At 43.7% G+C, this 21,419-nt stretch carries 31 protein-coding genes; all 31 read left to right on the top strand.

Features of this window, described 5'->3' with window-relative positions:
• Positions 1-131 precede the first annotated feature (131 nt).
• The 31 genes from R7070_RS13620 (at position 132) to R7070_RS13470 (ending at position 21,150) form a co-directional block, all read left to right on the top strand.
• Positions 132-1,103 carry an AAA family ATPase gene (locus R7070_RS13620; protein ID WP_014386736.1) on the top strand — a complete coding sequence of 324 codons (972 nt, stop codon included), beginning with the start codon at positions 132-134 and terminating at the stop codon, positions 1,101-1,103.
• 9 nt (positions 1,104-1,112) lie between these two features.
• Complete coding sequence (locus tag R7070_RS13615; RefSeq protein WP_014386737.1) at positions 1,113-1,994, top strand: hypothetical protein; 882 nt, start codon at positions 1,113-1,115, stop codon at positions 1,992-1,994.
• 65 nt (positions 1,995-2,059) lie between these two features.
• Positions 2,060-3,064: a phage recombination protein Bet gene (gene bet, locus R7070_RS13610; RefSeq protein WP_014386738.1), complete on the top strand. Its 1,005-nt coding sequence runs from the start codon at positions 2,060-2,062 to the stop codon at positions 3,062-3,064.
• A 60-nt stretch (positions 3,065-3,124) separates the two neighbouring features.
• A complete protein-coding gene (locus tag R7070_RS13605; RefSeq protein WP_053309197.1) occupies positions 3,125-4,135 on the top strand; it encodes a YqaJ viral recombinase family protein in 1,011 nt (336 codons plus the stop codon).
• An 85-nt stretch (positions 4,136-4,220) separates the two neighbouring features.
• Entirely contained in the window at positions 4,221-4,364 is a 144-nt protein-coding gene (locus tag R7070_RS13600) for a hypothetical protein (protein ID WP_164496844.1), read from the top strand.
• Positions 4,365-4,810: 446 nt separating this feature from the next.
• Positions 4,811-6,115, top strand: a complete 1,305-nt coding sequence (locus tag R7070_RS13595) for a DUF3150 domain-containing protein (RefSeq protein ID WP_014386741.1) — start codon at positions 4,811-4,813, stop codon at positions 6,113-6,115.
• A 68-nt stretch (positions 6,116-6,183) separates the two neighbouring features.
• A complete protein-coding gene (locus tag R7070_RS13590; protein ID WP_014386742.1) occupies positions 6,184-7,944 on the top strand; it encodes a VWA domain-containing protein in 1,761 nt (586 codons plus the stop codon).
• A 108-nt stretch (positions 7,945-8,052) separates the two neighbouring features.
• Positions 8,053-8,547, top strand: a complete 495-nt coding sequence (locus tag R7070_RS13585; protein WP_014386743.1) for a hypothetical protein — start codon at positions 8,053-8,055, stop codon at positions 8,545-8,547.
• Positions 8,548-8,827: 280 nt separating this feature from the next.
• Positions 8,828-9,988 (top strand): hypothetical protein, encoded by a 1,161-nt coding sequence (locus tag R7070_RS13580; RefSeq protein WP_159408530.1) that lies wholly within the window; start codon positions 8,828-8,830, stop codon positions 9,986-9,988.
• 71 nt (positions 9,989-10,059) lie between these two features.
• Positions 10,060-10,242, top strand: coding sequence for a hypothetical protein (locus R7070_RS13575; RefSeq protein ID WP_014386745.1), 183 nt, complete (start codon positions 10,060-10,062; stop codon positions 10,240-10,242).
• A 253-nt stretch (positions 10,243-10,495) separates the two neighbouring features.
• Positions 10,496-10,975, top strand: coding sequence for a DUF3085 domain-containing protein (locus R7070_RS13570; RefSeq protein WP_014386746.1), 480 nt, complete (start codon positions 10,496-10,498; stop codon positions 10,973-10,975).
• 58 nt (positions 10,976-11,033) lie between these two features.
• A complete protein-coding gene (locus R7070_RS13565; RefSeq protein ID WP_014386747.1) occupies positions 11,034-11,531 on the top strand; it encodes a hypothetical protein in 498 nt (165 codons plus the stop codon).
• Positions 11,532-11,595: 64 nt separating this feature from the next.
• Positions 11,596-12,486 (top strand): restriction endonuclease subunit M, encoded by an 891-nt coding sequence (locus tag R7070_RS13560; protein ID WP_014386748.1) that lies wholly within the window; start codon positions 11,596-11,598, stop codon positions 12,484-12,486.
• 306 nt (positions 12,487-12,792) lie between these two features.
• Complete coding sequence (gene yfaE / locus R7070_RS13555; protein WP_014386749.1) at positions 12,793-13,017, top strand: class I ribonucleotide reductase maintenance protein YfaE; 225 nt, start codon at positions 12,793-12,795, stop codon at positions 13,015-13,017.
• A 61-nt stretch (positions 13,018-13,078) separates the two neighbouring features.
• Entirely contained in the window at positions 13,079-13,696 is a 618-nt protein-coding gene (locus R7070_RS13550) for a hypothetical protein (RefSeq protein ID WP_014386750.1), read from the top strand.
• Positions 13,683-13,967, top strand: coding sequence for a hypothetical protein (locus R7070_RS13545; protein WP_014386751.1), 285 nt, complete (start codon positions 13,683-13,685; stop codon positions 13,965-13,967). Before R7070_RS13550 ends, R7070_RS13545 begins: the two co-directional genes overlap by 14 nt.
• A 31-nt stretch (positions 13,968-13,998) precedes the next feature.
• Positions 13,999-14,190 carry a hypothetical protein gene (locus tag R7070_RS13540; protein ID WP_014386752.1) on the top strand — a complete coding sequence of 64 codons (192 nt, stop codon included), beginning with the start codon at positions 13,999-14,001 and terminating at the stop codon, positions 14,188-14,190.
• A gap of 83 nt (positions 14,191-14,273) precedes the next feature.
• Positions 14,274-14,684: a hypothetical protein gene (locus R7070_RS13535; RefSeq protein ID WP_014386753.1), complete on the top strand. Its 411-nt coding sequence runs from the start codon at positions 14,274-14,276 to the stop codon at positions 14,682-14,684.
• Between the two features lie 55 nt (positions 14,685-14,739).
• Complete coding sequence (locus R7070_RS13530) at positions 14,740-15,375, top strand: hypothetical protein (protein ID WP_014386754.1); 636 nt, start codon at positions 14,740-14,742, stop codon at positions 15,373-15,375.
• Between the two features lie 213 nt (positions 15,376-15,588).
• Positions 15,589-15,975 carry a hypothetical protein gene (locus R7070_RS13525; RefSeq protein ID WP_014386755.1) on the top strand — a complete coding sequence of 129 codons (387 nt, stop codon included), beginning with the start codon at positions 15,589-15,591 and terminating at the stop codon, positions 15,973-15,975.
• Positions 15,976-16,005: 30 nt separating this feature from the next.
• Positions 16,006-16,236 carry a sulfurtransferase TusA gene (gene tusA, locus R7070_RS13520; protein ID WP_014386756.1) on the top strand — a complete coding sequence of 77 codons (231 nt, stop codon included), beginning with the start codon at positions 16,006-16,008 and terminating at the stop codon, positions 16,234-16,236.
• A 465-nt stretch (positions 16,237-16,701) separates the two neighbouring features.
• Complete coding sequence (locus R7070_RS13515; RefSeq protein ID WP_014386758.1) at positions 16,702-16,881, top strand: hypothetical protein; 180 nt, start codon at positions 16,702-16,704, stop codon at positions 16,879-16,881.
• Positions 16,882-17,003: 122 nt separating this feature from the next.
• Positions 17,004-17,174: a hypothetical protein gene (locus R7070_RS13510; RefSeq protein WP_159408529.1), complete on the top strand. Its 171-nt coding sequence runs from the start codon at positions 17,004-17,006 to the stop codon at positions 17,172-17,174.
• Positions 17,175-17,234: 60 nt separating this feature from the next.
• Positions 17,235-18,152, top strand: coding sequence for a hypothetical protein (locus tag R7070_RS13505; protein ID WP_014386760.1), 918 nt, complete (start codon positions 17,235-17,237; stop codon positions 18,150-18,152).
• A 226-nt stretch (positions 18,153-18,378) separates the two neighbouring features.
• Positions 18,379-18,672, top strand: a complete 294-nt coding sequence (locus R7070_RS13500; protein ID WP_014386761.1) for a hypothetical protein — start codon at positions 18,379-18,381, stop codon at positions 18,670-18,672.
• 76 nt (positions 18,673-18,748) lie between these two features.
• On the top strand, positions 18,749-18,949 hold the full coding sequence (locus tag R7070_RS13495) for a hypothetical protein (RefSeq protein WP_014386762.1): 201 nt from the start codon (positions 18,749-18,751) through the stop codon (positions 18,947-18,949).
• A gap of 11 nt (positions 18,950-18,960) precedes the next feature.
• Positions 18,961-19,374 carry a hypothetical protein gene (locus tag R7070_RS13490; RefSeq protein WP_014386763.1) on the top strand — a complete coding sequence of 138 codons (414 nt, stop codon included), beginning with the start codon at positions 18,961-18,963 and terminating at the stop codon, positions 19,372-19,374.
• Between the two features lie 78 nt (positions 19,375-19,452).
• On the top strand, positions 19,453-19,914 hold the full coding sequence (locus R7070_RS13485; protein WP_014386764.1) for a hypothetical protein: 462 nt from the start codon (positions 19,453-19,455) through the stop codon (positions 19,912-19,914).
• Between the two features lie 189 nt (positions 19,915-20,103).
• Complete coding sequence (locus R7070_RS13480) at positions 20,104-20,535, top strand: hypothetical protein (RefSeq protein WP_014386765.1); 432 nt, start codon at positions 20,104-20,106, stop codon at positions 20,533-20,535.
• 67 nt (positions 20,536-20,602) lie between these two features.
• On the top strand, positions 20,603-20,851 hold the full coding sequence (locus tag R7070_RS13475) for a hypothetical protein (RefSeq protein WP_014386766.1): 249 nt from the start codon (positions 20,603-20,605) through the stop codon (positions 20,849-20,851).
• 116 nt (positions 20,852-20,967) lie between these two features.
• Positions 20,968-21,150 carry a hypothetical protein gene (locus tag R7070_RS13470; RefSeq protein WP_138221989.1) on the top strand — a complete coding sequence of 61 codons (183 nt, stop codon included), beginning with the start codon at positions 20,968-20,970 and terminating at the stop codon, positions 21,148-21,150.
• Positions 21,151-21,419 lie beyond the last annotated feature (269 nt).

Below are 21,419 nucleotides of genomic sequence, written 5' to 3'. Positions count from 1 at the left end.
ATCTGAGAGTGAAGATGCGATAGCTGGTCGCTAAAAACAAACAGCAATTAACGTTAATTGAAATAGCCCAACCGGGCACACTTAGCCCGGTACGGGTCTAGGTGTGCCCACAACCAATTAGGAGCGCACCTATGTCTCAACAATATGCAAACTTCAAAGTACGTGATGTTTTTGGTATGCCGGATATTCCGGAAAAGATTCTCGCTAAAGGCTATGCCGATAGCAGCAATCCTTTTATTCCACAAACTCACGCCGATTACGTTTTCCGAAAGGAGTTCTTGAGAGAATGCTTAGCATTTTTGAATGATCCCTGCGGTGATGCGTACTATGTCACCGGACCAACAGGTTCTGGTAAAACTTCTGGCATTACAGAAATTACAGGGCGTCTCAACTGGCCTGTGCAACAAATTACGGCTAATGGTCGTTTAGAGTTCACAGATTTAGTTGGACATCATGCCTTGATTTCACCAAAGCCTGGAGAAACTCCCGTCATGCAATTCATGTATGGCCCTTTAGCAATCGCTATGCGTGAAGGCCATGTCCTCCTCATTAACGAGGTTGATTTGGTTGACCCAGCAGAGCTTTCCGGTTTAAACGACATTCTTGAAGGTCGTCCACTGGTTATCGCTCAGAATGGTGGAGAAATCATCAAACCACATCCAATGTTCCGCGTTATTGTCACTGGTAACAGTACAGGCTCAGGTGATCCATCAGGATTATACCAAGGCGTAATGATGCAGAACTTGGCCGCAATGGATCGTTATCGTTTCTCTGTTGTGCCATATATGGCAGAGCAAGATGAACGCGGCGTTCTGGAGCGAGTAGTTCCTCGTCTTCCTGACAACATTCGTAATGGTATGGTTCGAATTGCTAATGAAATTCGTAAACTATTTATGGGTGAAAACGGGGATGATGGACAAATCAGCATCACAATGTCTACGCGGACACTTGTGCGCTGGGCAAAACTAACGTTGCAATTTCGTGGTGCGCCAAATGCCATTGAGTATGCCTTACAACAATCATTGCTAATCCGAGCCTCAAGTGAGGAGAAAGAAGCTGTCATTCGCATAGCGAAAGACGTTTTCGGTGAGCAGTGGCGATAGGGGGATCTCATGGATACGCAAAACATGATTTGCAAACGTTACATCCGTGAACGTGGAACGACTATCGACAAGGTAATGCTTGGTTACAAGCCAGTTCAATGGTCCATCGATCCTGATGGGCCAACTGAATACCAATTGGTAGAGTTCTTTGAGTTAAACGGGTGGAAAGAGACTATCTTGCTCGATGGGCAGATAATCAGAGCCACCAGCTTAGATACGATTCCTGTCACCGTGAAAGAGAAAGAAAATCAGCATGTTGATGATCTGCTTAAAGAGGGGTACTCCTTCCTCGATGAAGTGCAGGTAAACGCCACAACAAAAGCTGTGTCTTCTCTTGAAGCCGAAACAGAATCAAAAGATGGTTACTCACTGAGCTGGTTGTTGTCATCGCCTGTTGATGCTTCAAATCATGCTCTACTCCGAGGGTTTATTGTCGGGGTCTTTACTGATGGTGCATCAAAGCTTGGCTTCGATGTTGCCAGAGAGAAAGGATCTCAATCTCAATTACCTGATGTTTTAATGAGAACCAATAAAGGGTATGAGCTAACTGTAAAAAGCGGCGCTAGCGAAAACACCATCTGTCCAACGATGTTGGAAGGTGCTGGGACGCTAACTGCTTCGGATGGCTATGAGCCTTTACTGATGTTCATTTATTTACAACGCAGATTTGAGCAGGAGTTTTTTAAAGATGATGAAAAACGCTTGGTTAAAATCTGTGGAGAAGATGGTGATCTGTTTATTTATGACGGATTTGATTCTTTGGAAGGAATATTTTTTGAGTTCGGATGGAATTACAACGAAGTTAGAGAAGCGGCAGAACGTCTTGGTTTAGTCGCCGAACTATTTCGATTGGATAACATTGATTGCGAAACCGAAGATTCCTATTTTTAACCCCTAGAGGGGCACTGTGCCCTAAGGGGTCATGGTGTCCCTTCCATCTCAACGGAGAGAACACCATGTCTACAAAACCAGAAACGAAATCATTAGTTGAAAGAATGGCTCAGCGGTTTGGGGTTGATGCTAAGAAGTTTTTTGAAACTTTAAAGCTAACAGCCTTTAAGCAGCGAGACGGAAGCGCACCAACTGATGAGCAGATGATGGCATTACTCATCGTAGCGGAGCAGTACAATCTGAATCCGTTTACGCGAGAAATATACGCTTTCCCCGATAAAAGCGGCGGCATAGTACCTGTTGTTGGTGTTGATGGCTGGAGCCGGATTGCCAACGAGCACAAGCAATTTGATGGGGTGGAGTTTGAATACTCTGAAAATCTTATTGAAATGCCCGGAGCAAAGGTGAAATGTCCAGAATGGGTGGAGTGTATCGTTTACAGAAAGGACCGTACACGGTCTATACGTATTCGAGAATATCTTGATGAAGTCTATCGTCCACCAGTCGAAGCAACGGGTCAGTACGGTCCTTACACTGTTATTGGCCCTTGGCAGACTCACACGAAACGACAGTTACGACACAAAGGCTTTATCCAAGGTCTGCGTATCGGTTTGGGGTTTTCTGGAATTTACGATCAAGATGAAGCTGAACGCATAATTGAAGGTGAAGCGCATGTTGTATCGTCAGAACAAACCACAAAACAACCAGCTGTCATTGAAGCCTCAAGTCCATTGGCCTTGGAGCATAAAAAGAAAATGGACCCACTTTTAAAACAACTTGCAGATAGAGCTATTGCGCAAAATGCGTGGTCAGCAACTCACGAGTATGTTGAAAGTCGGTTCTCTGGTGCCGAGTTGGAGTATGCGGTTCAATATTTGCGTGATGCAGAGATTGATAGCATGGAACCAGCTGTAACCCAAAAAGCTTCTATCCAGGAAAAGGGAAATGTTGACGATGTTCAATCTGAGTTACCAGATGAGCCGATTCAGCATGATCCTGATCCTATAGAAGAAGGTTTGCACGAACCTGATCCTGAACTGGAAGAGGGTGGTGACGGCAACTACTTTTAACCCCTTGCGGGGGAGTTCCCCCGCGATGGGGACTCCTCCTGTTAAATACAGGAGAGAGCTATGAAAATCGTCAATCTATCTCAAAGGAGCGAACAATGGTTGGAATGGCGTAAAGGTGGTATTACTGCTACTGACGCCTGCATCCTACTAAATCGTTCTCCTTATAAAACGGAATGGCGACTCTGGGCTGAAAAAACAGGCTATGCTCGTGAAGTCGATCTAAGTCTAAACCCTCTGGTGCGCCAAGGGGTTGAAAACGAAGATAAAGCAAGACGTGCATTTGAGGAGAAGTACAATGATATTCTCTTACCTGTTTGTGTCGAGTCAGTTCAATATCCATTGTTTAGAGCATCGCTCGATGGTCTACGAGGCAATGGTGAACCTGCTGAACTGAAATGTCCTAGCGAAACGGTCTGGAACGATGTTTGTTCTGAACTAAAAAACAGCAAGGCTTATCAGTTATATTACCCTCAAGTTCAACATCAGTTGTTAGTTACTGGTGCAAAGCAAGGGTGGCTAGTTTTCTACCGAAATGGGCAACTCAAGGAGTTTGTTATCACCCGAGATGAGCCTATGATAAAAGAAATTGTGGCTAAGGGCACAATCTTCTGGAAAAGAGTCACTGAGCGTAAAGAGCCTGAGAAAGACCCCAAGCGAGATCTTTTTATACCGCAAGGTAAGGAAGTGAACGAGTGGATTTACGAAGCGGAGCAGTACCGACTTTATGACGCAGAAATTAAGCAGTTGGAAGATAGGTTGCAAGCGTTGAAAGATAAGCGGCAACCTCACCTTGATAAAATGAAATCTTTGATGGGTGAATATTTCCATGCGGATTATTGCGGTGTAATGATCACTAAGTACAAAGCCGCTGGTCGGGTAAATTACCAAAAGCTACTTGAAGAAAAAGGTTCGAATATTAAGCCTGAGGATCTTAACTCGTATAGAGAGGAGACCTCAGAGCGTTACCGAGTAACGGTTACAGGCTCTGTTAACCCGAGGTACATTCAAGATGAAGAGGTTTTAGCCCCTTTAAACGATGTGTCTCTAGAAGTAGAGTCAGCCTATTTTTAGGCATAAATAACAAGCCCTTTGGGGCTTGTTTCTAAAGCATATCGCGTCAGTGTGTTTTAGAAACAAGCAACAAAGGGCATCTACAATGAAAACACAGAACTTCAAGCTCATGTACCTACATGGTGGCCGCTGGCTAGAACGTATCTACAAAGATACGATTTATGCCAATGTACAAAGAGTGGCAAACTCTTTCCCAAAAAGTGTTACCTGGTACATTGAGCCTATGTGAAATGTAGACATGAAAGGGGGAATGTATTCCCCCCCTTTTCCATTGAAGATTGCTTTTTCGGTCTTCAACGGAAAAGGACGAATTCTACTCTCATCGAGAGTGAAGACGCGATAGCTGGTCGCTAAAAACAAACAGCATCAAACTCATTTCAATTTAACCCAACAGGGGAGCTTCTCCTGTTCGGAGTTAGCCTCCTGTCTATTGCACTAGGAGGCAACCATGAAAAACTACAAGCTATGTTATAAAAAGAAAGGTTCTCCGAACTGGATGACCCGAGTATTTAATGACACCTTGTACGACAATGTTCAACGTGTTGGAAATTCATTTCCATCCACCTTTACCTGGATGATTATTCCTGCGTAACTCACTTTAACTTTATAGCCCAACCGGGCACATCATGCCCGGTTCGGGACATGGTGTGCTTTCACTTTGCTGGAGAATAAACCATGTCAAAAGTTAAACATCTCGAAAATCTATGCGTTATTAATGCTGATTTTGATATCTGGAGTGGGCAAACTCGTTTGTCTGCATCTGACTTTAAATTGGGTGCTGGTGGTGAAATTCCACCAGAGAAAGTAGCTCAATTAGGGTCGAAAAAAATCTGTGATCCAGCGAAGCTGAAAGGCTTTCATCGCTTGAAAACAGAAACTCGACGTTTTTTGCTTAGCTATGGTATGCCATTCATGAATGGCTATGCTGTACCCGTAGCAAAAACTGATGAGATTTGCGCCAAGTTGGACAAGATTGACGTCGAAGTTCAACAGTTAAAACACGAGTTCGTTACTGGCTACAACAATGCCGTTGATGAATGGTGTCGAGAAAACCCTGAATACGAGACTGCTATTCGTGCTGGAGCTCTTCCTCGTGAAGAAGTAGAAAAACGAATTGGTTTTGAATATCAGGTGTTTATGGTTCAACCTACTCAAGATGAGCAAAGCGCACACAGACTTAATCGTAAGGTTGAGGAGTTGGGCGATGATCTCATTGCTGAGGTGGTAAATGATGCCAATGATTTTTACAACAAACGTTTAGCTGGGAAGATGCATGTAGCAACAGCTACAGGCGCAACGCTAAAAAACCTACGTGATAAAGTGGATGGACTGTCATTTTTGAACAGCGCATTCACTCCGCTCGTTAGCCTGCTCGATCAAACACTAGCAGGGTACGAAAAGCACGGAGCTGGAAAGCGTAATATTGAAGGTATGTTCGTCTTTCAAATTATGGCCGCTGTATTAATCATGTGTGATCGCAAACGTATTCAAGAATACGCTGGTGGTTCGCTTAGTGTTGATGATGTAGCCAAAACCTTGACCAGAGATGAACTCAGCTCATTAGAGTCTGGAGCTTCTGATCAAGAAGATGAAAGTGAAGGTGTTGAGAGTGATGAGGCACTGGAACAACCATACGTTCAAACGCAAAGCCAAGAAGTTAACCAAGAAGATGGTGAACAAGTTAATAACTTAGAACCTGAAACTATTTTGGATGACTTCGAAGCGTTTTTAGCCAACCGCACATCCAGTGCAAACCAAGATGACGAGGAAGATGATGCTTTGGAAGACAAAAGCGATGTCTCTTCTCAGACTCTGTGGGATGCAGACCTAAATTGTGATGACATTCCAGTGGAAGACTATAGCCAAGACCCAGCAGATTATGTTGGCAAGGACTTTGGTCAATCTCACTCTAATGATCATGTTGTAAGTCAACCTGAACAGCAACCAACTGAGCTTGATGATCAGGATTGTTATTTTTAACCCCCTCGGAAGGGACAACCACCTTTCCGAGGGTGGTTTGTTTCTTCTGTCCAAATTGGAGAAGAAATATGTCTAAAAAACGTACTGTTTATAATGCTTTACCCATCGTAGCTGCTGCTTATGGCGAGAAGTTTGGTGTTAAAGTTGCCTTGGGGTCAGATACCGCAAGCACTGATGGTCAAACTATCGTTATTCCAAATGTTCCAGATGACTATCCAAATATGGATGCTGTTTGGGGCTACTTGGCACATGAAGCTGCACACGTTCGGTTTACGGACTTCAATGTAGAAAGGCGACGCGCCTTGCACGCTCACCTAACAAACGTCATTGAAGATTGTCGTATTGAAAGAGCAATGCCTGGGGTCTATCCAGGAACAGCTTTGACACTGCACGAGATGGCTCGATACATGCTTCAAGCAGGCCATTATGAACCCGTGAGAGATGAAGACCACCCGGCATCCATCCTGTCTGCATACTGCTTGTATTGGTTGCAAACAGTTGGTGTAGGTCAAACTGCATTGCAAGAGCGTTTAGATGGCGCAAAAGCTGTGTTTGAAAGAGTTTTCCCTCAAGGTGTTGTTGTAAGGCTTAATGCCTTGCTACGTAAATGTGTGGACGCCAAATCAACTGCAAACGCTGCATCTCTTGCTGATGACATCATTAAGATGATCGAAGAAGAGAAAGATAGTGAAGAGCAGCAAAATCCGAAATCTCAACGTGAGCAATCACCTGAGCAGAAGGATAAAAGTAGTGACGACTCTCAAAGTCCAAATGGGCAGGAACAGTCGTCATCTAATGGCAATGATGAAAATAGCCAAGAACAACAGGGTGGCAGTAGTGGAGCGCAAAGTGAGCAAAATGAAAATAGCCCCGAAGTTCAAGGTAATAATAGTGAAGAGAACGCGAGCGGTAACAGTTCTCCTCCTAATGCTTCTCAATTGCTACAACAAGTACTAAGCGCTGGAAACAGTGATTTGCCTAAAAATGCGCAAGACGCTTTGAAGCAAGAGCTGAATCTGGTAGCCCAGCAAGAAGGTGATGATCGTTACCAAACAGTACGGTCAGCAATGGATATCCATGATCACAAAGAAGCAGGGCAGCGTCTCAATGGAGATGTGAAAAGTACAACTTCAAAAATCCGACAGCAGCTTTATGGATTGGTGCAAGCCAGCCAAAGAACTGCTCATAGGAACCAAAGAAGTGGAAAGCGTGTAGACACTCGTCAACTACATAAAGTTGTCATTGGAGATACTCGTATTTTCCAGAGACCAGAAGCTAAGAAGCGCCCTAATACAGCGGTTCACATTTTGGTCGATATGAGCTCCTCAATGGATAGCCCTGCCGGAAACGGTAAGCGCAGGGAAGATATTGCAAGGGAAGCCTCTTTAGCTATTGCATTAGCTTTAGAAAGCATTCCAGGGGTTAATCCAGCAGTAACGTTTTTCGGTAACAACTCCAATGTTCCTGTGTACAGCGTTGTAAAGCATGGTCAAAAAGTACAAAACCAAACTGGTAAATTTGTCTTCAATTCACGCGGTGGTACACCGATGGCTGAGGGCATTTGGTATAGCGCATTTGAGCTAACCAAAACCAGAGAGGAACGTAAAATGATGATTGTTGTGACAGATGGTGCGCCGAACAATGCACTGGCTTGTCACAAAGTTATCGGACTGTGCGAAGCCAGTGACATAGAAATGATTGGTATTGGTATTGAAACTACAGCCGTTAATCGACTGTTCAATACGAACATTGTCATCGAGGATGCTGCGGATCTACAAAAAACACTGTTTAAGTTAATGGAGCGATCGTTGACCGCTTTTGCTGCTTAATCAGTCCATGTATTGGCCCTATCCCGTCAGGGACGGGGCCTATTCATTTTAGGCGTCTAACTCCCTGATAGGGGGATAGCGTTGTATATTATTAGGGAGTATTTAATCATGATTATTGGGTATCAAATTGAAGATAAGCATGGTCGTAATTGGCATGACAACATTGACCGCGCTGACAACCCCTGCACGGTTCTAAGTGAGCAAAGTGCCATTAAAGAACTTAAAATACTGCAAAAAACCAGACCTGAACGCGACTTTAGAATGATTGCTGTATTAGAGGGTGACATTGAGTATCCATTTTTTGAATGGTCACTTACTGCGGCTAACGATCAGTATAAGACGCTTGGTGTTAGCATTTGTCATATTCCATTAGATGAGCATGAAGCACTAAATGAGCTATCCTATGCTCCAGACTGCAATATGATAATGGGTCGAAATACTGGCTGGCTCATCAAACTGTACGATGAACCTGAGAACAATCTTGGATATAACGGTATGGGGGAAGAATTTCACAATATCTTAGTTTCGGCAGTTAAAGCTGGGTATCGCATGATTGAAATTGATGCTGATGCTCAAGTTCATGACCAGTTCCCAATATTTTAATAACATTTAATACGCCCAGTCTCTTATCTGGGCTTTTTCTTCACACACATTTTGAACCTGGTGGGCCAACTACCAGAAATAGGCGTCGGGTTTCCCGGCGCTTTCCTTGAGCCTTTCACTTTCACATGTGAAAGTCGAGAGATTCAAGGAAAGTGCCTTGTGCGCTGATGTGCGATAGCTGGTCGCCAAAAATAAACAGCATTAATTCACTTTTTATCACAGCCCTCGGGCACATCTTGCTCGACGGCATAGGTGTGTCCAATTTTTATGGAGAACAACCATGACTATCGCTCACACCGATACTGACTTGAAAATACAATCAGCTTTCCTTTGCGTTTTGACAGAGGGTTTTGATTATCCTACTGCACAAGATGCCTATGAGGCATATCGTGTGGCCGCAAACGTAGCAATCAAAAATCCAGAGAAGAAAATTTCTGATATGGGAATTAGCCTTTCTGGCCGACTGTTACCATCTCATCTCAAGACCTGCGCAGAGCTTGTCGATAGTGTTGACTATCTGGTTAGCACTATCAGTCTAGGGGTGGAATATTTTCTGGATCTTGCACAAGGCAAACACAGCTTGTTAACGGACCCAGAAAGCCTCATTGAATTAGATGGGGATGTGTTCAGAATCCATGAAACTAAACTTAGTTTGATGTCCATTGAAACTCCGTTGGAGCGTCATATCCCCGTTACCGACCTAGAAACACAAAAAGTTTATGGTTGGACTATTGATGGGGTTCTCGATGTTATTAACCGAGAAAGAAGTCCTGATTGGAGTGATTACACTGAAACAGATTGGGTTGAAGGTTGGAAGGAGTGGGTGGTTCCGGAAGGATACTATCAAATCCAAGAAGAAGATCTGAGACCTGACTACTTCACTGATAACAGTTCTGAGTTGTCGGATGAAAAAGTGTTTACACGTACTAAATCTGTCCAAAAAGAACCAAATGGTACTTTGACGGCAGGTGATGTATACGACTCAATTCATGACGATATGAAGGCTGTAATCGACGGCCCGTATCTGATTAAAGCTAATGGTGCATTAGTGACAGATACGGAACTAGAGGAGGTTTGCTTGACACTCTATTTTGGCGAAAAATACAGCCAAAGTATCATGATCAACTTTGATGAAATCTATAACGGCGTATTCCATGATGATACGACAATAAGTTTTTATTCAGGTTCTTTAAGTGAGCGACTCACATTAACTGTTGAAAAAATGCAGGTTGGTGTGAAGGCGAGCGGAAACATTCTTTCAATAGGTGAAGTCCACTACAACGTCTTTGACGCAACAGGGGAGCATGGAGCTGAAAATGCACTTGAGGCAATGAAAGCTTTGGGTAAACCAATGTTGTCGGCAGAGCAACTGTATAGCTCTCTCAAAGAGTTATGCTCAGAGACAAAAGGGCAATTCCAGATTATGGAAGCCCGGATCTAATACATTAACCCTAACGGGGCAATCACGCCCTGGTAGGCGTTGGTTGCCTCTTCAATTTTATGGAGACAGCCATGAGCACAAAAAACGCACATAAAGCAAAATACCATTTCTATTTCACGACCGCTGTACTGAAACATGCAGAGGACAACCACATCAATATCGGAGATTGTTTTGGGTATGGTGAAGATAACTTTGTTGTAGATCTTTATCCATATTCAAACCTCATCTATAGATGTGATGTGTTGACGAAATAGAAAGAGCCCCAAATAAGTGGAAAGAAAGTGAACTATTTGATTTGGTTGATAATCTTTCAGATTGTTTTTGGGGAATTATAGAGCGAGAAGGGTATGACGAGATGGATGCATCAATGCCATGCTTGGATGAGTTTGAGCTAGATATCAAACGCGCTCTAAATGTATTTGTAGGAATAAATTAAATCCTAAACCCTAAGGGGCCATCAAAGCCTCTAGGGCATTGCTGGCCTCTCAATTTTTAATGGAGGCCATTATGGCAATCGTAAAATTTAACATGAAAGAAGTACAACTGCTGGTGGATGAGCTTAATAAGACGAAAAGTTATTCACCAACAATGGATGATCTCTTTAAGCCTGCTCTATACAAAACAGGCAAAGTTGTTGATTCCAATGGAAACGATGAGGAACACAAAGATTTTGGATGGCCGGACTCCAGCCAGATAGACAAGTCTTTAGTCGAACCGCAGTTGCTATTGGTAAAAGATCAAGGTTTGTATCTTCTGAACAACGCAGATGTAAAAGAAAGTCCTCGCTCAAGAGGTGCTGTTGTCTATGCTCACGGATGTAATCCTGACAAAGATGACGACTTTTACGAAACTGCTCGAATGATATTTGGTGGTGATGATGGCAGCGTATCCATTCCGGTAGGTTGGTTTGACTTAGCGTATAAAGCTAATAAGCGTTATTTCAAGTTAAACGTTGCGCCAACACAAATTTCACTTGTCCTTAAATAACCCTTTCGGGGCCACTTGCTCTGAATGGGCAGTGGTCTCTATTAACTGGAGAATCACAATGACTACACTCGCATCCTTAGAATCAACGCTTAATCATGACATGGCAATGCGCCGTTTCTTAGATACTTTAAACCGTAATGAAATGGAGCGCTTATCTGGTGAGATTCACGCAAAATTCTACTGGAATAAGCGTAATCCACAGTGGTATAGCAGTGACAATGCTCGCTTATTTGCACTGCTGAACCGTGCCAAACGCATCATTAAGAAGCGACTTAAAACAGGACGAGTTAAACCAGAACAAACAGAGCATGGTTCGATTATCGAACGTAGTCACTTTCCACTAGGAGATACACTAACCTTTTGGAATTGCTACCTGAACGACTCTTGGAGAATTGCTCATCAAGACTCGTCATATAGTGCGTTCTGGTATAACGAGCGTGAGCTCAAATTGTGTACCTACTGTGAAGGTGATGTGGTCTTTATGACAGCTCCCAATAAGGAGATATATCGTAAGGATTACGAAAACCTTGATGCATGGTACACCGACAACCTTTAACCCTATAGGGGCACCCATTGCCCCTATAGGGAGCATGGTGTGCCCACCACAAGGAGGACACACCATGTTTACTACATCTGTTTGCTCTTACCCGAATCGTGGTCATTATGGCGACAACAAGTATCGAGGTAATTGCACCGGACACATCATTAAAGACTTTATTGAGTCATATATGATGAAACCTAATGGCTTAGTTGTTGACCCTAGTATTGGGGGAGGAACCAGTACTGATGTGGCAAATGAACTCAAAGTTCGTTTTATTGGTACAGACTTGCATCAGGGGTTTAATTTGCTGCGAGATGATCTGTCTGCATTTCTTGGGGAGCCAGCCCACCTTATTTGGTGGCACCCCCCTTATGCAGACATGATCACTTTTTCTGGCAATATGTATGGTGAACCCAATAAATGGGATATGAGCCGTCTATCGTTGCCAGAGTTCGTGGAAGCTCTAGAATTAGCCATTATGAATATACATGATGCCTGTGAACCGGGAGGTCACTACGGTATTTTGATGGGAAACCTTCGACGTAAAGGCGAGTATTATAACTTGTCCAGTCTGGTTGAGCGTTTGGCTCCAGGTAAACTCGTTGATGAGATCATCAAGGTACAACACAACTGTGTCTCTGACCGGACCAACTACAGCAATAACAGTAAGCTGGTTCGTATCGCCCATGAAAAGTTACTGGTATTCAAAAAGCAAAATGCATCATCATCGCTTTCGCTTATCCCAGTAGCAGATAAACGTGCGGCCAATATGGTTGGAGTTACATGGAAAGCAGTGTTGCGTCGAGTGTTACAGGGTAAAACCTTATCGTTAGATGCCATTTACCAACAAATTGCACCTTACGCGAAACACCGACAAAACGAACACTGGCAAGCCAAGGTTCGTCAAGTGCTGCAAGATGAACGATATTTTGTTCGAGTGGATTCTGGGGTTTATACCCTAACAGAGTGAAAGCTAATGTTGACACCTAGAAAGGGCAGTTCCACATTAGAAAAATTCTCGAATTTATGTCGAAATACTCTAATACTCCGAGAAATCGGAGTACGTACCGTTTCAGGGTAATAAGCGCAGGGGGAAACGCCCCCTCGCTTTCCAAAGCAGTTTGAACTTACAAAGAGACTTTTTTGGAAAGTGCCTTTGGTGCTTGAGTACGTTAGCTGGACGTCGCAAATAAACAGCAAAATCACATCTATTAACCACCCTGGCGGGGCATGTTCTCCTGCTGGGAGTCATGCTCCTCAAATAAGGAGTATGACAATGCATGTCAACTTACCAGCCAGTACAAGTACGTTACTGGTTCAACTAGAAAGAAAAGGTATCGCTATTGAGTCGCAATGCAGAAATGGGTATTGCGGAGCATGTCGGTGCAAGCTGGTAAGAGGGAACATTTCTTACCGTGCTGAACCTATAGCATATCTTAATGATGGTGAAATTTTGCCTTGCTGTGCTACAGCAACGTCAGATGTAACTGTCGATATCTAACCCCAACCCTGAGGAGCTTTAACCTACGGGTTGGGCTCCTCTTTACAAAGAGGAAATATGTATGACCAATCAATACCATCACGATTTTTACCGCAATAGCACTTTCCCTGTTGTTGTTTATGAATTGTGTGACGAGTCATTAACCATCAAGCCTGTAACAATTGAGGAGTACGGTTTAGCCACTCCAGATTGTACAGAGGAAAGCATTCTTTACTATGCGGAAGGCAAACGTTGCCGTTCGTCTGTAGAACACTTCTTCTTAACTCGTAATGATGCAGAAGAAGCTCTAGAGCGTTTAAGAATGTCCTTAACCACCAAGCCAAAATTAGAAGAACTCGCATACGCCCAAGCAACTGCTCAGTACCTGTCAGAATTAGGAAGTGCTGACAATTGGTTCATGGCTTACGAGTACCTAATAGAATGCGTTGAGAAAGGTGAAGAGCCCGATTTAACTGCATGGCAACCATTTGAACATTGGGAATGGAAAGATATAGCAGATCGTATAGACGATGAGGCTCAATCTATTCTTTCTCTGTTGAAACAGGTGTTAAAACTTGCGAAAGAGGGGATCGTTTATTCGGCCATAAATGACACACTCACAATGGATATGAACCAGCTATGTATGCAAAGCATGGTAGAACTAGGTGCATGTCAGGAGGTGTCCAATGAAGCTGAATAAACGAATAGCTAGTCAAGATGAGCATGGTCGTATTGCCAATATCATTAAATGGTGTAAGCGACACAACCAAACGATCAATGGCTTCCCTTACGGGGATGATTTGGTTGGTTCGGATGGAATTCATCTTGAATTGTTGGTCCCTCAAGGTACTTCTCCTGAGAAGTGTACCGATGCTTTGGTTCAAGGTTACTCAGAGCGAGATGTCGTAACCCATGCGGTGATTGAATGTCCCGCAGATTGGTTTAACGCCAACCTTGAATCTAGGCATTAGATACTGGCTTATAAACTCAGGGAGGTGAGTTATGACCATGCCAAATTCGCAACTAGTTATGTTTGCTGGAAACAACGTGGAAACTGTAGAGGAAGTTCGCTCGATGCAGCTGGCCGTTAGATGTGATGCTTTAAAAGCAAATTCATCGTCGGAAAGAAAAGAGCTCGAATCATTGGAGCTTTGGCTGGAAGAGCAAATTAACTCTCAGATTGTTGGATTTTAACATATGAAACTTAACCCCAAAGGGGCATACCTATGCCCTTTTGGGAGTGGGTTGCCTCTCAATTAAATTTTTAGGAGCAACCCGTGAATACTGCAAGCGTATTAACCTACGATGCACAATTACAACTCCCCTTCATTTTTGATGATCTGCTATTAGAAAATGATGAAGAGCCGATTGAAAAGGTTACTCCCTTAACAATCGTAGCATCATGTTCTGATCGTACAGTCGAGCAAGAGTTTGAAACTGAAATCGAAACCTGGACTGATGGGCAGATTAAAGAGCTAAGAGAGGCATTTTTGCGGTATAGCTTAAATGTCCTTGCTGACGGACGCTCTGGTAAAAAAGCAAAAGATGAAGCTTATGAATGGTTGAACTCTGATGAAGTTCATCCATTTTCATTTGTTACCTGTTGTGTGTTATCTGGTTACGACCCTGATGAAGTGCGTAACCTTTGCCAATACACACTCAGACAGTTAGCTAAAAGAAATAAGTAGCCACCAGGAGGGGGATCACCTGCTGGTGGACTCCTCCAAGTTCGAGGAGATTACAATGACTACTTCACTGAAACAGAAAGCAATTGGATTGGCCGCTGCACAAGTCCTTAAATTCAATAATGAATATAAAGGAACATGGTATGACGGCTATTTGCTTTTGCTGGAATGTATGCAGCAAGATCGAGAACCTGAACATTGTGCCATCAGAGATGATGTTGAGTTTTGGTCATGGCATGAGGTAGTGCAATTCATTGATAAAGAGGCTGAAAACATTTGGAAGCCGATGGAAAATGAATTGGCTGACACCAAGCAACTGATTGTTCATGATGCTGCCTCGGGACTTGATAAGTTCTGTGGTATCGACGTTGAACGCTTCGGTGAGCTTGATAAGGCGTGTCAAACTATCGTTCTAAACAAAGCGGTAGTACTTGCTGTAGATAAGGTAAATCGAGATGAACCTGAGAGTGAGCAAACTAAATTCCATGTTCGTTCATATTCTGGACGGTTTATGTATGGTCGTACTTGTCTTGGGATAGATGTCCCCCCAGGAAAAGATCTTTCAGCAGTGGCAAGTTGCATGGGAAATTTATTCAAATTTCTAGGTACACCACGTCAAGATCAAATGGGCAAAGGTACAATCTATTATTGGCCGAATATCGAACAATGTGAATCACACGATGTAGCCTTGTAGGAAACTATAAGGTAGAAATAACAAGCGCAGGGGGAAATGCCCCCTCGCTTTCCAAAGCAGTTTGTACGTACATAGAGACTTTTTTGGAAAGTGCCTTTGGTGCTTGAGTACGTTAGCTGGACGTCGCAAATAAACAGCAATATATCAACCCTGACGGGAGAGCCTCCCGTCGGGAGCTCTCCGTCAATAACCAATAATTGCATGGAGAAGATCATGTCTAAAAACACTAACGATATTTTTACTAATCGCACCCCTTTGGAGTTCTGTGTTTATCCCAAACTAGACCGATGCGTTGGTCTACGTATAGGCTATCCACACTGTCGAGAAGGTGCCAATGGCGTTGTCTGTGAGGTTGAAGCAGAATATCCCACACTAAATACTCATTCGAGTGTAGCGTGGCCTCTGGTTGAAGAACTGAATAGCTACACCATCAAAAAACAGAAACAGATAATCGAGGATATTGATGAGGCTGTTGCTGAACTTTTAATGCACAAAGCCAATCTTCTAGAAAATATTCTAAAGCTAGAAGACGGTGAACTTGATTTAAACGAACAAGCGAAAATGCGCTACGAAGAAAACAGTAAGTCTTCTGTCGCGTGATTAGACTGCTATAGGCAAGGGTGATAACCAATGAATGTAGATCAGTTTATTGACGTGATGGGATTGCGATGCCCTGAGCCATTAATGGTGGTTCGTCGTGCAATTCGTCGTATGGGGCCAGGAGAAACACTCGAAGTGAAAGCTGATGACCCAGCTACCACGAGAGATATACCTGACTTTTGTCGCCACATGGATCATCAACTTGTGGAAAGCGAAGTAACCTCTCCCCCATACAAATACATAATCAAGAAACAAATATAAACCCCATAGGGGCGGAAACGTCCTATGGGATAGTTCCGCTCCTTTAATTTAGGAGAAAGGCATGTATATATCGTTACGAGGTCTAAATCACGAGCAATTAAAGTCCAAGATTATCGACCATCGAACAAAGCGCTCATACACTGTTGAAGAGGCTAATACCCCACTACCCAAACAGTCTATTGTCGAGGTAGGACGGCTTTCCTGTGTGTACACAGGTAAGAAATTGTCCCCAGCAGAAGTAAACGCTTATAACGGTTTTACTGAGGAATACAATCGCAGCACATGGCGGCCAGATCAGGATTTCCTCCTAGATCAGAGACATCGCTTATATCATGCAATTTGCCTCGACAACCTTAAACTTCAAGAATCTGCCTAAACCTATGAGGTAGTTCATTTCAAACACTAGCCCACGGGCGCACTTGTGCCCGTAGGGTACAGGTGTGCTCTTTATCTAAGGAGACACCTATGGCCGCTAAATTTATTGAGTTTGATTCACAAAAAGAAGCTATAAATCATCGAGCTAAAGCGGGGGGCTGGATTTTTTCAGCTTTCAGTGGAAAAGCGATATGGTTTAACACGACATTCACACCTCACAAGATTCTTTTATTGTCTTTCCTGCGTTTGAAGCTCTGGCCTACGAATTAGGCCGAAGCTGCTGGCAGCTGGCGGACAAGACTCCGGTACTAGTCGAAGTGGTGGATACCGAGCAGCCTTATATCGGCGGCGAAGACTTCCACTGGGCTCCGGCTTTAATCGAACGATCAGGAATGCTCAAGCTCGCACCAGCAGGTGAAGCCTTGGGTATGCCTATCAATGTAATGAACAATTCGGTCTATTTCGCTGCGGCGGATGGTCCGGACACAAGTTGCGGTCATCAACCAGCAAAATCAATTCCAATCCAAATGGCTGGAGATGAAATTCGCGTTATGGCCGCTTAACACTACCAATAGCTGAGGTGATTCCCAGAAGGGGTTCCTCAGCCTTACCAGGAGAAATCTATGTGTAAATTATCTATTTATCGTGCTGAACACGGTTCGTATACGGAAGCTCTAAAATGTGCAGCTGTTTACCACTCAACAGGGGATGAGCTTGAACCTGAATTTGTAGATGGTCCAGCTGGTAGAGTGACATATTTAAGTGATATGTATTCTGTCATACAAACAGTTTGCAACGCAGCTGGCCGAGACGATTTGGTCTTCGGTACAGTCATAAACAATATCTTTTGGGAGTTGGATGAGTTAATTGACCACTTTGAAAAGGTAAACCAGTGGCCTTGTGAGAATTACCCTGAGAAGGTTGAAAAGCTTGCTCAAGATGCTCACAAAGGATGTGGACTGATTTATGAACTCTTCGCAAACCGGTATATAGATGCGATTGATAACCTTGTTCTCGACTTACCTAAAGGAGTTAAAGAACAGGTTATCAAGCTTGCTGAAAATTACGGTTACGAAGTCATTACAGCGGAGCAGCAAACTGAAAGCCATGAAGAGCATTGGAATGATGACGTTCATTATTGCTCCCACGGCATAGATGCAAATTGCTGTCCGGCTGGTTGTGGCGATATTGATGATGGGCCATATGACGAAATGCAAGAACCCAGTGGCTATAACGAAGCCGGGGTGATTCATTCACGTATAGAAGGCATCGTCGGAAATATTAAGCAGGGAGAAACTATATCTCCATTAGATTGGTGCATGTTGAAAAAGTATGTCCATGATAATCCAGATGCGTGTTCTTGGTACGATGATTGTTTTGTTGAGCCATTAAATGGTTCACGAGAAACAGTTCGAAGTGCAGGAGAGCTTGTTAAGTATCTTCAAAGACAAATTCTGGATGCTTGCTTCGATTTTCGTTTAAACAAGCGAGTTGAAGCAGCGAAAAGTGAAAATGGTATTTTAATTCATTGTTCTTTATGAATTAACTTACTCTAAGGTGGATGCGGAGCTTGATAGCTCTGCATCCTTACCTCTTGGTGTCATTCTTGACATTTTCTAAAGGCGTTTGTTAGAGACGTTTTTGGAAAGTGCCTTGTGCGCTGATGTGCGATAGCTGGTCGCCAAAAACAAACAGCATTACTAATAACCCTACCGGGGATAGCTCTCCGGCAGGAGGCTATCTCCAAAAACTTATGGAGATATAGATATGTCAAAATTCGATCAAATTGCAACCGTACACAAACTGACAGTTGTTAAACAAGCTGATGAGCATGACTCAGAATTCGATGTTTACTTGTGTGAAGACCAGTTCGGTAACGAATGGGCTTTATCAAAAGAAGGAGAACCTGAGTATGCCGAGTGGGGTGTTTATAATTACATCGTTCGCAACAATGTTTGTATGATCACCACGCCAGTATCAACGCCTTGTATGTCTTGGGAGCTTGCAGATCTTCCCAAAGACTATAAAGGTGAACTACAAGTCGGCATGTCAATTGTCTGATACCTATTAACACAAACCCACAGGGGGAACTGACGCCCTGTGCGGCACAGCTCCCTCTCTAACTCTGGAGAGAGAAATGACTAAATTAAACCGATATGCACTACGAAGCGCGGTAGAGAAGATCGACGGATACTATCTGCCCCGCCCACACGAGCGCAACAAGACTGATGCTTTTGAGCGAGCTAAGCACGATTGCTTAGCAGCCTTACGCCAACAGATTCAAAAGATTGAGTCTATAACGTTTGAACAGTTCACCAGTAAAGATTCGCGCAAGTAGGGAGTAGTGTCATGACAGAAGTGAATAAAACAGAGCGTACTCCAGAGCAAATTGAACTGATCTGGAAGCACACTCATAAAGATATGAAAGGCGTCTCAAATGGTGTGAAAACCATCGTCTACCCAGCTCCTTATAGCTGTCTCGGAACGGTCGAAGACCTGCCTGAGGATGCGTACCAGGACAAGCTACGCTATGCCCGGTACAAGGAATGCTGTGAGAAACGAGATGAGAAGCTGCGGCCAATCATGGTGGAGCATGGTGTCATCGAGCACTTCGATAGCACAATGCAATGGCGTGACGAGCTCGACGACGTAGCGGTGTTTGCTGGATTTACTCTACAGGGTGAAGCTCTGGAAGCTCTGCTGACGGACGTCAAAGCTGCTGACATTACATATCCCAAAACAGCCGGGCTCAAGTACCTTTGATCTGGCATGTAAATTAACCCCAGGGGGAACAAGCGCCCTCTGGGTACTTGTTTTCCCACAACTAAAAGGTGAAGGAAAATGAAAGCATTAACCAGCCAAGAACTAAATATGGCTTTGGCCGCGTTACGTTGGATGCAGGAGACGATGGAGCAATCGAACCCAAAGGAATTGTCTGATTTCTTTGCAAGACTTCCTCATTTTACTGACGAAAAGCCGTTGAGCGGAGAAGAGATCGACACGCTATGCGAAAAGATGTACTCGCTTGACAAACCAGCCTTGCAAACTGATATAACCGATCTGGTCGATGGGTTAGGTGATAAAGTCTCGGCCTCGGTTGAGATAGGCAATATCGGTGGTGAGCTTTTGCTAAGTGCTAAAGGCTACTCAGATTGCAACTCTGAGGATAACGTTGGATTTCCATTGTTGATAGAAAACAACGCTGGAAATCTCCAATTGCGGGTTTGGGCTGATATAAATAAAGAAGATCCGACGCATGTGATCTCCTTACAAGGAGCAAAGAATGAGATGCGTCAGGAGTAATGCTCAATGAGCGGTAAGTGTGGGAATATCCCCGCACTTTCCCAAGCATCCTAGAGCAGGATTCTTCGGAAAGTGCCTTTGGCGCTTATGTGCGATAGCTGGTCGCCAAAAACAAACAGTACTTATTGTAACCCGCGTGGGGATAGTCCCTGCCGGGGGCTATCTCCATTCAACATGGAGATGACAATTATGAAAATTGAATCTGTAGTTCGTCTTCCAATGGAAGATTCAGGTTTAGGTCACAATATCGTCCGGTTAAATAACCGAAACGTAGACTCAAAGAGAAAAGATCCTAATCGTTTCTTTCGACGTGAGCCAGTAGTGATCTATAACCCCGATAACGGCACAAAAGTAATTCGATATGTAATGGGCAACCCAGGAACAATGTCGATTACCAAAAATGCTGTTGGTCTTGATTACGATGCCGTTGATGCTCTTGGAGTGAAATTTAAAGAAGAGGTATCACTGGAAATGCGGAGAGCTCGCTGGTGGGAAATTTACCAGTGGTTCTGGTTCCACCCTGACTTCTCTATTCGCTTATCAATCCGTCTTGGAGTGGTAGGCGCATTACTCGGCATTCTTGGTTTTTTCACTGGGATCACTCCCATCATTTTAGGCTAACGCCTATCCAAAAGCTCAGAAGCTCCAGAAGGGTGCTTCTGAGCCCACTCTAGAAGGAAATAAGCTTATGTATCAATACGATCATAAAAAACGAAATATTATTGTATCGGTTTTGACTGTTGTGGGTAGTTTGTGTGTTTTGGTGCCGCTTTTGGTCGCCATTTCGTTTGACTGGCCCCCGTTACTTACCGATATGGCCGCATGGTTTGAGAATGCAAAACAATATGCAGTAGCGCAGTTCTGGGGGCTCGTATTTGGAGTGCCTTGTTTATACATTGCATATCGCATTTATAATTGGCTGCCGATCATTCCTTAATATTTCAATATCAAACCCACGGGGGTGTATGTCCCTGTGGGGGCGTGCGCCCTCCATACTTTTTACGGAGGATACTATGCAACATCAACTTGACATGCTTGCGTCAGTTTGTGCTGATGAAACACCCGTTATTCATTCGCGCTGCAAATATTGCCAAATTTGGCGGTTCAGCAGCAAAAGTAGTGATCACTAAGCACGGTGGAGAGCTGTATGTGATCAAACACTGGCTGATGTCTGATGTGATTAGTGGCTTAGTAAACAAAAACCCCGGCATTTTTGCTGGGGTTTTTTACTTATGAGAACCAAACGCCCTAAAAGGGCAAATAGACGTTTCGTGAACCATTTGGATTGGCGATAGACTAAAAAAAATGTCGGCTTTGCTGACGTTGAAAGGTAGCTGGCCTACAAGCAGCAACTACATTCTGAATGGAATACATTCCATCAGAAATCTGATTAAATATTTCGGTGTCAGGCCGAAAATACACCTCAAGAACAGTCCACAAGGACTCTCACAACTTAACCCACATGGGTACACGGGACCTATGTGGTAACTGTGTACCCTTCAAAC

It is taken from the genome of Vibrio sp. 1557 (genome assembly GCF_033340175.1).
Lineage (GTDB): Bacteria > Pseudomonadota > Gammaproteobacteria > Enterobacterales > Vibrionaceae > Vibrio > Vibrio alginolyticus.
This window is presented reverse-complemented; position numbering and strand designations above follow the sequence as displayed.

Bases quoted from the DNA above. Each gene is read 5' to 3' on its own strand.
- R7070_RS13470 (WP_138221989.1), top strand. From the start codon at position 20,968: ATGAAACACCCGTTATTCATTCGCGCTGCAAATATTGCCAAATTTGGC.
- tusA (WP_014386756.1), top strand. From the start codon at position 16,006: ATGAATGTAGATCAGTTTATTGACGTGATGGGATTGCGATGCCCTGAG.
- R7070_RS13575 (WP_014386745.1), top strand. From the start codon at position 10,060: ATGAGCACAAAAAACGCACATAAAGCAAAATACCATTTCTATTTCACG.
- R7070_RS13590 (WP_014386742.1), top strand. From the start codon at position 6,184: ATGTCTAAAAAACGTACTGTTTATAATGCTTTACCCATCGTAGCTGCT.
- R7070_RS13560 (WP_014386748.1), top strand. From the start codon at position 11,596: ATGTTTACTACATCTGTTTGCTCTTACCCGAATCGTGGTCATTATGGC.
- R7070_RS13530 (WP_014386754.1), top strand. From the start codon at position 14,740: ATGACTACTTCACTGAAACAGAAAGCAATTGGATTGGCCGCTGCACAA.
- R7070_RS13500 (WP_014386761.1), top strand. From the start codon at position 18,379: ATGTCAAAATTCGATCAAATTGCAACCGTACACAAACTGACAGTTGTT.
- R7070_RS13550 (WP_014386750.1), top strand. From the start codon at position 13,079: ATGACCAATCAATACCATCACGATTTTTACCGCAATAGCACTTTCCCT.
- R7070_RS13515 (WP_014386758.1), top strand. From the start codon at position 16,702: ATGGCCGCTAAATTTATTGAGTTTGATTCACAAAAAGAAGCTATAAAT.
- R7070_RS13605 (WP_053309197.1), top strand. From the start codon at position 3,125: ATGAAAATCGTCAATCTATCTCAAAGGAGCGAACAATGGTTGGAATGG.
- R7070_RS13540 (WP_014386752.1), top strand. From the start codon at position 13,999: ATGACCATGCCAAATTCGCAACTAGTTATGTTTGCTGGAAACAACGTG.
- R7070_RS13600 (WP_164496844.1), top strand. From the start codon at position 4,221: ATGAAAACACAGAACTTCAAGCTCATGTACCTACATGGTGGCCGCTGG.
- R7070_RS13495 (WP_014386762.1), top strand. From the start codon at position 18,749: ATGACTAAATTAAACCGATATGCACTACGAAGCGCGGTAGAGAAGATC.
- R7070_RS13525 (WP_014386755.1), top strand. From the start codon at position 15,589: ATGTCTAAAAACACTAACGATATTTTTACTAATCGCACCCCTTTGGAG.
- R7070_RS13490 (WP_014386763.1), top strand. From the start codon at position 18,961: ATGACAGAAGTGAATAAAACAGAGCGTACTCCAGAGCAAATTGAACTG.
- bet (WP_014386738.1), top strand. From the start codon at position 2,060: ATGTCTACAAAACCAGAAACGAAATCATTAGTTGAAAGAATGGCTCAG.
- R7070_RS13585 (WP_014386743.1), top strand. From the start codon at position 8,053: ATGATTATTGGGTATCAAATTGAAGATAAGCATGGTCGTAATTGGCAT.
- R7070_RS13595 (WP_014386741.1), top strand. From the start codon at position 4,811: ATGTCAAAAGTTAAACATCTCGAAAATCTATGCGTTATTAATGCTGAT.
- yfaE (WP_014386749.1), top strand. From the start codon at position 12,793: ATGCATGTCAACTTACCAGCCAGTACAAGTACGTTACTGGTTCAACTA.
- R7070_RS13545 (WP_014386751.1), top strand. From the start codon at position 13,683: ATGAAGCTGAATAAACGAATAGCTAGTCAAGATGAGCATGGTCGTATT.
- R7070_RS13580 (WP_159408530.1), top strand. From the start codon at position 8,828: ATGACTATCGCTCACACCGATACTGACTTGAAAATACAATCAGCTTTC.
- R7070_RS13480 (WP_014386765.1), top strand. From the start codon at position 20,104: ATGAAAATTGAATCTGTAGTTCGTCTTCCAATGGAAGATTCAGGTTTA.
- R7070_RS13485 (WP_014386764.1), top strand. From the start codon at position 19,453: ATGAAAGCATTAACCAGCCAAGAACTAAATATGGCTTTGGCCGCGTTA.
- R7070_RS13475 (WP_014386766.1), top strand. From the start codon at position 20,603: ATGTATCAATACGATCATAAAAAACGAAATATTATTGTATCGGTTTTG.
- R7070_RS13510 (WP_159408529.1), top strand. From the start codon at position 17,004: ATGCTCAAGCTCGCACCAGCAGGTGAAGCCTTGGGTATGCCTATCAAT.
- R7070_RS13620 (WP_014386736.1), top strand. From the start codon at position 132: ATGTCTCAACAATATGCAAACTTCAAAGTACGTGATGTTTTTGGTATG.
- R7070_RS13505 (WP_014386760.1), top strand. From the start codon at position 17,235: ATGTGTAAATTATCTATTTATCGTGCTGAACACGGTTCGTATACGGAA.
- R7070_RS13615 (WP_014386737.1), top strand. From the start codon at position 1,113: ATGGATACGCAAAACATGATTTGCAAACGTTACATCCGTGAACGTGGA.
- R7070_RS13570 (WP_014386746.1), top strand. From the start codon at position 10,496: ATGGCAATCGTAAAATTTAACATGAAAGAAGTACAACTGCTGGTGGAT.
- R7070_RS13565 (WP_014386747.1), top strand. From the start codon at position 11,034: ATGACTACACTCGCATCCTTAGAATCAACGCTTAATCATGACATGGCA.